Origin of the sequence: Arthrobacter sp. 2YAF22_2 (assembly GCF_052114645.1) — a bacterium.
Lineage (GTDB): Bacteria > Actinomycetota > Actinomycetes > Actinomycetales > Micrococcaceae > Arthrobacter.
In genome coordinates, this window is record NZ_JBFRFD010000084.1 from 1 (window position 1) to 9,270 (window position 9,270).

Annotated in this window: 6 protein-coding genes; 1 reads left to right on the top strand and 5 read right to left on the bottom strand. The window is 63.0% G+C overall.

Annotated features, from left to right (window positions below; translation table 11 throughout):
* Positions 1-520 precede the first annotated feature (520 nt).
* The 3 genes from AB4Y86_RS05430 to AB4Y86_RS05440 all read right to left on the bottom strand — a co-directional run bounded on the left by AB4Y86_RS05430 (position 521) and on the right by AB4Y86_RS05440 (position 5,717).
* Positions 521-1,870 (bottom strand): MFS transporter, encoded by a 1,350-nt coding sequence (locus AB4Y86_RS05430; protein WP_441400794.1) that lies wholly within the window; start codon positions 1,868-1,870, stop codon positions 521-523.
* Positions 1,871-2,429: 559 nt separating this feature from the next.
* Complete coding sequence (locus AB4Y86_RS05435) at positions 2,430-3,200, bottom strand: hypothetical protein (RefSeq protein ID WP_441400796.1); 771 nt, start codon at positions 3,198-3,200, stop codon at positions 2,430-2,432.
* A 402-nt stretch (positions 3,201-3,602) separates the two neighbouring features.
* Entirely contained in the window at positions 3,603-5,717 is a 2,115-nt protein-coding gene (locus AB4Y86_RS05440; protein WP_441400798.1) for a transglycosylase domain-containing protein, read from the bottom strand.
* A 944-nt stretch (positions 5,718-6,661) separates the two neighbouring features.
* On the opposite strand from AB4Y86_RS05440, the gene AB4Y86_RS05445 reads away from it, so the two are divergent.
* Complete coding sequence (locus AB4Y86_RS05445; RefSeq protein WP_441400800.1) at positions 6,662-6,985, top strand: hypothetical protein; 324 nt, start codon at positions 6,662-6,664, stop codon at positions 6,983-6,985.
* Between the two features lie 102 nt (positions 6,986-7,087).
* Here the strand turns inward: AB4Y86_RS05445 and AB4Y86_RS05450 are convergent, their stop codons facing one another.
* A complete protein-coding gene (locus tag AB4Y86_RS05450) occupies positions 7,088-8,563 on the bottom strand; it encodes a GntT/GntP/DsdX family permease (protein WP_441400804.1) in 1,476 nt (491 codons plus the stop codon).
* A 62-nt stretch (positions 8,564-8,625) separates the two neighbouring features.
* Positions 8,626-9,186, bottom strand: a complete 561-nt coding sequence (locus AB4Y86_RS05455; protein WP_441400802.1) for a gluconokinase — start codon at positions 9,184-9,186, stop codon at positions 8,626-8,628.
* Positions 9,187-9,270: the final 84 nt, after the last annotated feature.

A 9,270-nucleotide genomic window follows, 5' to 3' on the forward strand; every position in this document is an offset into this window, starting at 1 on the left:
CCACCGCAGCCATTATTCTTCCCGCCGTCGGCCGCATCCGGATTCTGGGTATGCGGCGTTGCTGTCTCCGCTGTTTCGCGGTGGGAACCGGCCTCCGGATCCAAAGCCAGCACTCCCGACGATCTCGGCCTCCGCCGTCGTTAACGCATGCTGGGGAGCATCGCGGCGACGACCAGACCGGATCTTTGCCGGTCGGGCGTATCAGATGAGGAGTCCTGCCATCGTGTTGTGTACCGTATAGCCCCCGCGTCACCGGCCACTTTTGCGGGCGGGGTATGCCGGACTGGGCCGGATTGCGTATGTTTCGGCGGGAGTCCGGTGTTTCCGTGGGCTGGAGTCCGGTTCGAGCCCACCTTGGGTACAGTGTTTCCAAGGTCAGGGCGCCCGGCGGCTGCCTGCCCCCCACTGCCGCAGGGTCTCGTCATGGGTTACGGTGCTCCTTCGTGGAACGACTCCCCAGGCTGGAGGTGCCCGAAGGGACCTCGGCAGACTGGGAAGCCGCACTGTTGCAAGCGCAATTTCAGACCGTCTTTTTCGTGGGTGTTTTTGCTCCCGTCCTTCCGAACTGTTCCTCCTGCAGTCGGGCGCCGTCCAGCGGCCTGTCACCGCCGCGTCGCAGCGTCAGCATCACCAGGCCTGCGGCCAGCAGGCAGCACGCCAGGAAGATGGATGTGGCAAGGAAGCTGCCGTGCGTCAGATCCTGCAGGGAACCGCCCACATATGGTCCGACGAATCCGCCGAGGTTACCTACCGCGTTGATCAGTCCCATTGCGGTGCCAGCCACGGCCGCCGGCATGGCACGGGACGCGGAAGCCCAGAAGGGCCCGTCGTAGGCAAGGGCCCCGGCGACGGCGATGCTGATCAGGGTGACTGCAAGGAACGGAAGGCTGTCCCCGGTTGCCACCGATACCACCAGGGCAACAGCACCGACCGCCATCGACAGCAGCACGTGCGTGGAGTAACGGCCGGAGCGGTCGGCTGCCTTTGCGTTGTACCAAAGCCCGAACATCGCCAGCACGTAGGGAATCGCGGTGATCAGGCCGACCTCGACGGGTGACCCGGACGTGATCGTCTTGATCACATGGGGGAGCCAGATGTTGATGCCGTAGAAGCCGATCTGGATCAGGAAATACACCAACGTCAGGCGCCATACCACTGCGTTGGACATAACCTGGCGGAGGCCGAGCTTCTCCTGCTGCGGGTGTGCTGCTGCATCAGCGGCCAGTCCCTCCTCGATGTACTCGCGCTCCTGAACCGAGCACCATGCGGCTTCGCGGGGGTGGTCGGCGATCAGGGCCCACCACAGGGGTGCAGCGATGACGAACGGGAAGATGCCTTCGATGATGAACAACCAGCGCCAGTCTGAGAAGGAGAGGATCCACCCGGAGAGGGGAGCGGTGATTATGGAGGCGATGGCGATGTTCATCATCCAGAGCGCGTAGGCGCGCGCTCTTTCAGCGGCGGGGAACCAGTGGCTGATCAGGACAAGGATCGCTGGCCAGATCCCGGCCTCGGCCACGCCGAGGAAGAAGCGCACCACGAGCAGTTGGGTGAAGTCCTGGATGAATCCGGAAAGGATGGCCAGCACGCCCCAGATGAGCACCATGATGCCGACGAACTTCTTGGCACTCCAGTGCTCGGCGAGGTGACCGCCGGGTATTTGCAGGACGAGGTAGCCGATGAAGAATATGCCGGCGGCCAGTCCCTGCTGGGCGGCGTTGATGCCCAGATCCTGGTGGAGTCCGGTAAGGGCGAATCCGATATTGGTCCTGTCCATGAACGAGATGATGTAGACGACGATTGCGACGGGAATCAGCCGCTTCCACCGGGCGTTGCCCACTGCCGGTGCTGACGTGGTGTTGTGTGCCATCGGAATTGCTCCTTCGCAAGATGGGTTGATTAGACGGCGCGCCTAGCACGCTATTGCTCTCCCGCGGGCCCCGGCGGGCTCACTTTCCGCCTCAGCGGAACGAGCAGGACTTTGCGGGTGGAGCCGGCAGCGGTGGAATCGCGCCGCGCAAGCTGGCTGTTCCCCGCTCGCGAACTATGCATTTATTCTTACGCAACTGTTGCGTGTACGCAAGGAAAGTTTTGCAGAGGTGGTGTTTTCCGGCTCCCGAACGGGCGGACTCAAATCGGTAACCGACACCGCGAGGCCGGCCGCCGCTAAACCCCACATGGCTGCGGGTGAACTTCCCCTTGAAGCCCTCCGTAGCCACTGCCCCCTTCTTGCTCGCCGGAGTGCCCTTGGTCTTCGACGCGTTCACCTGGAAGGGCGAGATAACAAGAGCGCGCTGGCGATAAGGTCAAGGTTCGAGCGCCGTCGACGTTTAGGGGGCCCTTTAGTTGCTTGCGGGGGAGCAAGTTAGGCCCGGGGCTCGACGATTTTTCACCGTGACGGGCGTGCTCTTGCCGCAGGGTCAGTGCGTTCAGCTGAGAAGCGAAACCGCCCGGGCGATGACGAGGGCGAGGAGAACGAATGCCCCGGCTGCTTCCACACCCATCATGGCTTTTGCCCGTGCAGAGAGCGGCATGGTGTCGGTGGGGCTGAAGGCCATGGAATTGGATAGCGAGAAGTATGCGTAATCGATGAATGATGCGACCCATCCGGTCCGCTCCGAGGACCTTACAGCGACCTCCTCAATGGCGTCGCGGTCCTCGTCTTGAGGGAACCGGAAGTCTGCTGGCGGCATGTCCTCACGTTCGGCGTGGCGGCGGGTAACGGGGCCACCGCGGTCCATCTCCCAGAAAGCCAGGGCGAACGCRATGATGTTGGTGACCCAGATCTGCARTGCAGCMARCAGGATTGCCGGGCCGTCGCTGTTGCCCGAAGTGGTGAGCCGGATGACCACCTGTACCAGGGCCACCTCGTTTGCTGCGACCAGGAGCAGCGCCTGCCCGGTGGCAACGTTTTTTGACCACCGCGTTTCCCTGTGGAACCGGTGCGGATTCAGGTGCACGAGTGGGATCAGCATTGCCAGACCAACGCAGACCACCGTGTACCTGAGCCACGGAAGGAAAGAGCTGGGCAGCGCGGCATACAGGCCCAGCGCGAYGAGCAGTCCAATCACCGCTGGCCACCGGTGCTCGGCGCGGGCGTCAGAGTTATCGGTGTCAGCCATCGCCTCCGTCTCTTTCCTGCTTTGGCCGCACCCGGGTCTCACAACCACCGGGGTTGTGAGCCCGCCGCCGGCCGCCACGAAGACTCCTTCCGGTATCACGGCAGCGGTGCGTGCTCCTTTGACTCGGGTCCCCGGTTTGAGGGTCTGCCGGTGGGATTGGCGCTTTGGAACGGTCGGGACGTAGCAGGCACGCTGCAGTTCGGGCCACTGGGTGGCGGAGGCGAAGAGAAAGAGAACGTGTTCTGAGCTTGATTGACCGGGCGGCGGCGCGACTGAAGTTTCGGTGGAGRCCGACCGCGCCCTTCTGGCTTCGCCCGAAGTGGCGAAGCTCCGGCCAAATAGCGGTTGGCCGGAGCTTCCAGCGCATTATGCCCGGCAAAACCTTCGGGCAGGCTAGGGAAGAGCTACGGGGAAGAGTCCTGCGTAGCGTCGTTTTCCTCTGCGCTCTCTGATCTGTTGCGATGGGCTGGTGGGACATCATCATGGTTTTATGGCTGGGGTGGGGGAGCCGCCGATGAGGTTTTGCGGTGGGGCGTCGAAGTCGCCGTGGTCGTAGAGRCCGACGACGTGTTGCATGTATTGCGCCCATTGCGGGCCTGCGATGTATGCGCCGTCGACGACGGGGTAGAACTTGCCGTTGACCGTGACGTTGCGCCCAAGCCGGGACGGGCCGCCATTGAAGGGGTCTCCGAAGAAGGACGCCGTTGCCAGGCCCTTCGTGTAGCCGATGACCCAGGTTTGGTTGTTGTATTGGTTGGTGCCGGTTTTTGCGGCGTCCGGRACGCCAAGTTTTTGTGGGATGAGCAGGCCGGAGCCCTTCGTGAGGACGTCTTGGAGGACGTTGGTGGTGGCTTTGGCTACGTCTGRTTTCAGGGCGCCGGGCTGGCATGAGGGTGTCTGGCCGCCAATTTTGTTGCCTTGGGCATCGTCGACTKCGGTGATCGAGACGGGGATGCAATAGGTGCCGTCTGCGGCGAACGTCGCGAACGCGTTGGCCATCGTGATGGGGGCGACGTCCTGGCTGCCCAGGATATTGCCGAGGGTGGAGAGATCGATCTTTTGGTCCTTCCCGTCGCCCAGGTGTAGGCCTATGGCGTCGGCCGCGCGCTGGACGTCGCAGAAGTCGTTGAGCCCGGCGAGGGAGGCGAAGGTGGCGGTGTTGATCGATTGGTAGATGCCTTCCCGGACGGACATGGGTCGGTACCAGGTGGGTTCGTCGTTCTGGAGGTCGGTAGAGGGCGGGAGAGTGCTGTCGAACCAGCCYTGGACGGGGTGGCAGGTGGTCTTCCAGGGGTAGTTGATGCCGTAGCGCCGCCTCGATGCGTCGACGATCTGGTCTGTCGGCTTACCCTCGCCCAGCCAGGCGGCCAGGGTCACGGGCTTCATGGTCGAACCTGGCTGCATGCCTCCGACGCCGCCTAAGTCGTTGCCGTTGGCATCAGCGCTCTCGACGTTGAAGTTGTAGTCCGAGACGAAGCTGCTGCCCTGGTTGCCTAGCTTGCGTGAGTTCTGGGCCATGGCGAGGACCTTCCCGGTGCCCGGCTGGATCGTCACGAGGGAGGTGCCCCACTTGTCMGTGTTGGCCCCTGTTGTGGCGTCGACCTGGGTCTGGGCCGGTGCCTGMAGGCGSGGGTCAAGGGTGGTCTTGATGGTCAGGCCGCCGCGGGTGATCTTTTSGATCCGGGCGTCYGGGGTTGAGCCGAAGGYGGGATCGTTCTGGATCTGGTGGAGGACGTAATCGCAGAAGTACTGTGCCTGGGCCGCGTATGCACAGCCCTGTTTGGGTGGGTTTACGTTGAGCTGGATGGGGGTGTTGGCGGCGTCGTCGTGCTGTTGTTGGYTGATGTAGCCGTGCTGGAGCATTGCGTCCAGCACGAGGTCGCGCCTGTCTTTGGARGCCTGGGGGTGCTGGGTCGGATCATAGAGTGAGGGTCCGTTGACCAAGCCGGCAAGCAGCGCCGCCTGGGGCAGTGTGAGGTTTTTGGCATCGATGGAGAAGAAATATTGGCTGGCTGCCTGGATGCCGAAGGCGTTGGCGTTGAATGACACGAGATTGAGGTAGCCGGCGAGTATCTGGTCCTTCGAGAATTTCTTCTCGAGGGCGATGGCAAGYCTCATTTCGCGGATCTTGTCGCTGATGCCCTTCTGCCCGTTGAGCACCACCTGGGTGTCCTTGCCCTGGGTGATGAGGTCCTCGTTCATAACGTTGGTGACGTACTGCTGGGTCAGCGTGGAAGCACCCTGGTGGCCGCCCCCGGCGTCGGTGGCGAGGGCCCGCAGGATGCCTTGCGGGTCGATGCCGCCATGTTGATAGAACCGGGAGTCCTCGATCGCGACGATGGCATTTTTGATATTCGGCGACATTTGCTCAAGGGGGATCTGTGTACGGTTCTCGCTGAACAGGGTCGCGATTTGCGACCCGTCGGCTGCGAGGACCCTCGTCACCTGTCCGGGCGGGGCCACCGTCAGGTCGCTGGGCAGGCTGTCAGAGAGCTGGGCCATACCGTTCGCAGCGATCCCGGCCAATGCGCCGGCCGGCACGGYCAGGCCCGCCGCGAACACCCCGCACACGGCACTGAYGACGAGGAAGGCCATGATCCTGCCCAGCGTCGTGCCCGTGTCGAGGAGCAGGSGCCTGCCCGAGGCCACCCTCACCGGGGCGGGGAGGGCTTCCGAGGGCCCTCCAGTTGGGCCGGAGCGTCCCTCCGGTCGGCGGCCAAGTGGTATTCGCTTGAACATATCTGCTTTCCAGTTCTCAGGTGTGACAGTCCCAGCTGCCGATGYTGAATCCAGGCACGGTAGGTCGTTCCTACGAATCCATGCCGTCTAAGTCAATCACCCGTTCCTGTAAAAGCTGGGCTGACCCGGATGATGTCTTCCAGCCGGGAGTGGTCGATGCGACGCGGCGGAAACGAACAAAAGATGGCAGATTCACAGTACGACCAGTTCCTGAGAGAAACCACGACACTCGGCGCCGCATGGGGTTCCGGTGTTGGCCGAGATCGCGCCCGGCTTCGACCGCATGGCTACACAGGCGACGCACAGGATTCTTCCATGTCATTCTCATCCGGTGAGCCGAGAATGTGGTTGGTTGTGCGGCTTCATGGTCCACGGCGAGAGTACTGGCGCCGGGGCGGTTCCGGTAGCGTTTGATGAGCTTTATAGACCGAGGCTCGTGGCAGGGAGAGGGAGGTAGCCGATGACATCGTGCCGGAGCGGATCTGGAGAAACTGTGTCGGTTGCCGGCGTCGGCGCGATGTACCGTGGCTGACCTCATGCTGTACGGGCTTCAGCCGTCAGGCGCTTCTGTGGTCGGCCTCGTTGCCTCGTCCGGTCTCCGGGACCCGATGTGGTCGGCGGGACCGCATTTTGTGGGACTCAAAATAGGGTTGGTCGCTCTGGCCGTCCTGCTGATCCTCCGTGTCCGCCGGCGAATATGGGCCCGCCTGCGGGGCTTGGAGTGGCGGTGGATGGCTCTAGCCTGCGGTGCCGCCGCCGGACTTTTCTATGCGGTGTGGATTTTATATTTGAGCGGCACAATGCCTTCAGTAACCGTCGCCTACAACTGGAACATGGCGTGGCTCGCCTTGGACGGGTTTGAAGCTCTCACCGCGCTTCTGACAGCGGTGTTCCTCTTTAAAAGCAGTTCATATGCGGCGCTGAGCGCTGCGGCCTTCTCCACGAGCCTGTGCATCGATGCCCTATTCGACGTCACCACCGCGGCCCAGGGGCCGCCGCTCGTCACAGCAGTCCTAGAGGCCGTCCTCGTCGAGCTTCCTTTCGCTGGCCTTTCCGCTGTGCTTGCCGTGAAACTCCTCGCCGCGGGCCGCCAGTCGGCGTCGAACGAGGCCAACCGGTCCTGACCGGGGCCAGCCGGCAGCAAACTTCACCAACAAACGCGGCGTGGACGGCACCATACGCTGCCAGCGCTGCCGACGGGGGACGCGTCCGGAGCGATGCGTTGCTTAGACGATCGCCGACAGCAGCAATGCGAGTCCGAACCCCACGAGGGAGATTATCGTTTCCATGACGGACCAGGTCTTGATCGTTTGCCCTACTGTCAGCCCGAAGTATTCCTTGACCAGCCAGAATCCTGCATCGTTGACATGGGAAAAGAATAGCGATCCGGCTCCAATGGCGAGCACCACCAGGGCTAACTGAGCCGGCGACAGACCGGTTGCTATGGGTGCGATGATGCCGGCTGCGGTTACGGTAGCCACCGTCGCCGAGCCTGTGGCCAGACGAATCAGCACCGCGACGATCCAGCCCAGCACCAGCGCCGACAGGCTGGCAGCTACGGCGATCTTGGCGATGGCGGTTCCGGTGCCGCCGTCGACCAGAACCTGCTTGAAGCCGCCACCTGCGCCGACGATGAGCATGACCCCGACAATCGGCAACAGGCTCTGGCCAATCTTCTTTGTCAGAATCGACGCCGAGAAGCCCACTCTCGTGCCGAAAGTGATCATGGCCAGCAGTACAGCCACGAGCAGCGCGAAGACCGGGTCGCCGATGAAATCGAGCAACGGCCGTATCGGGTCGCCCTTGTCCATCCAAATGTCCGCACCTGCCTTAATCAGCATGAGCACCAACGGGGACAGCAGCGTGACCAGGGTCCAGGTGAAGGATGGGCTGCGGGTGGCGTCGGGATCCTGAGCCTTGCCCACGCGCCCGTCACCCATGTGCCCGTCACCCAGCGGCGTGTCCCGGCGCACGCCCGCGGCTTGTGTGCTGGAGTCCTGAAGCTCCGAGGTTTGCGCGTTCCCGCCGGCTCCGACAGTCACGGCCAAGCCGGCTCCGGCGGCGCCGATGGGCACCATCCGTGCGGCGAGACGGCCAAACAACGGACCAGCGATAATGACAGTCGGAACCGCAATAAGGAGGCCCAAGGCGAGGGTCACTCCGACATTGGCGTGCAGGATGCCGATCGCCGCCAGCGGACCCGGGTGTGGCGGGATAAATCCGTGGAGCACCGACAGGCCTGCCAGGGCTGGAATGCCAAGCAGCATTGCAGGACCTTTGGAACGGTGCACTGCCAGCATCACGACGGGGATAAGCAGCACTAGACCGATCTCGAAAAACATGGGGATGCCTATGATGCCGGCGATAAGGGCCATCTTCCACGGCAGGGTTGCCGGCCGGCCGTGGAGAAGTGTGTCCACGATCTTGTCCGCGCCGCCCGAATCGGCCAAAAGCTTACCCAGCATCGCGCCGAGAGCGATGAGGACTCCGACGTAGCCCAGCACACTGCCGACGCCGTTTTCGTAGGAGGTGGTGACCTTGTCCAGGGCAATGCCGGAGGCGATTCCGACGAAGAGGGCCCCGATACTAAGAGCCAGAAAGGCGTGCATCTTCGCCCAGACGATCAGCAGGACGACAATCGCTATGCCGATGGCTGCGACGACAAGCACTTGCGTGTCGTGCCCGTTCCACGGCTGATGCATGAGGTCACTGGTGCTGTCGGTGGGGACCCCCGTAAAAGGTCCGGCAAGCCTGGCGATTCCGTTCATGGCGCTCCTCGTGTTTCGCTCCGCAGACCGAACTGGTCCATGATTCGTTGGGCAATCATGCCGGGATCTGGGTCAATGTCGACCCGGATCCCGGGCTCATCCTCGGAGAGTTCCTCGAGGTCTGCGAACTGACTGGCCAGCAGACTGGCCGGCATGAAATGGCCGTGGCGTTCGACCAGTCGCGCGCCAATGGTTTCGGGGGACCCTGCCAGAAAAATGAAAACGACGCCGGAGCGACGTCGGTTGATAATGTTCCGGTAAGACCGCTTGAGCGCCGAACAGGTGATGACCCCGTTCTCCCCGTGATCCAGCCTCCGGTCGACCCAGCCGGCAACTTTCTCCAGCCACGGATACCTGTCCTCATCCGTCAGCGGATGTCCCGCGGCCATCTTGTCGACATTGGCTTGGGGGTGCAGGGCATCGCCTTCCTCGAAGGCCCAACCCAGCCGACCCGCAAGGAGGGCGGCAACGGTGGATTTGCCGGACCCGGAGACGCCCATGACGACCAGTACCACCGGTTCGGGGAGAGCAGGTGTCACCAGGTCCAGAGGGTCCATGGTGCCATCTTGGCAGTGCCCGCGCCTGCGCGCCATAGTAAAGCGCAGTTGATTCGATGGGCCGGGTTACGCGCGGTGGCTCAT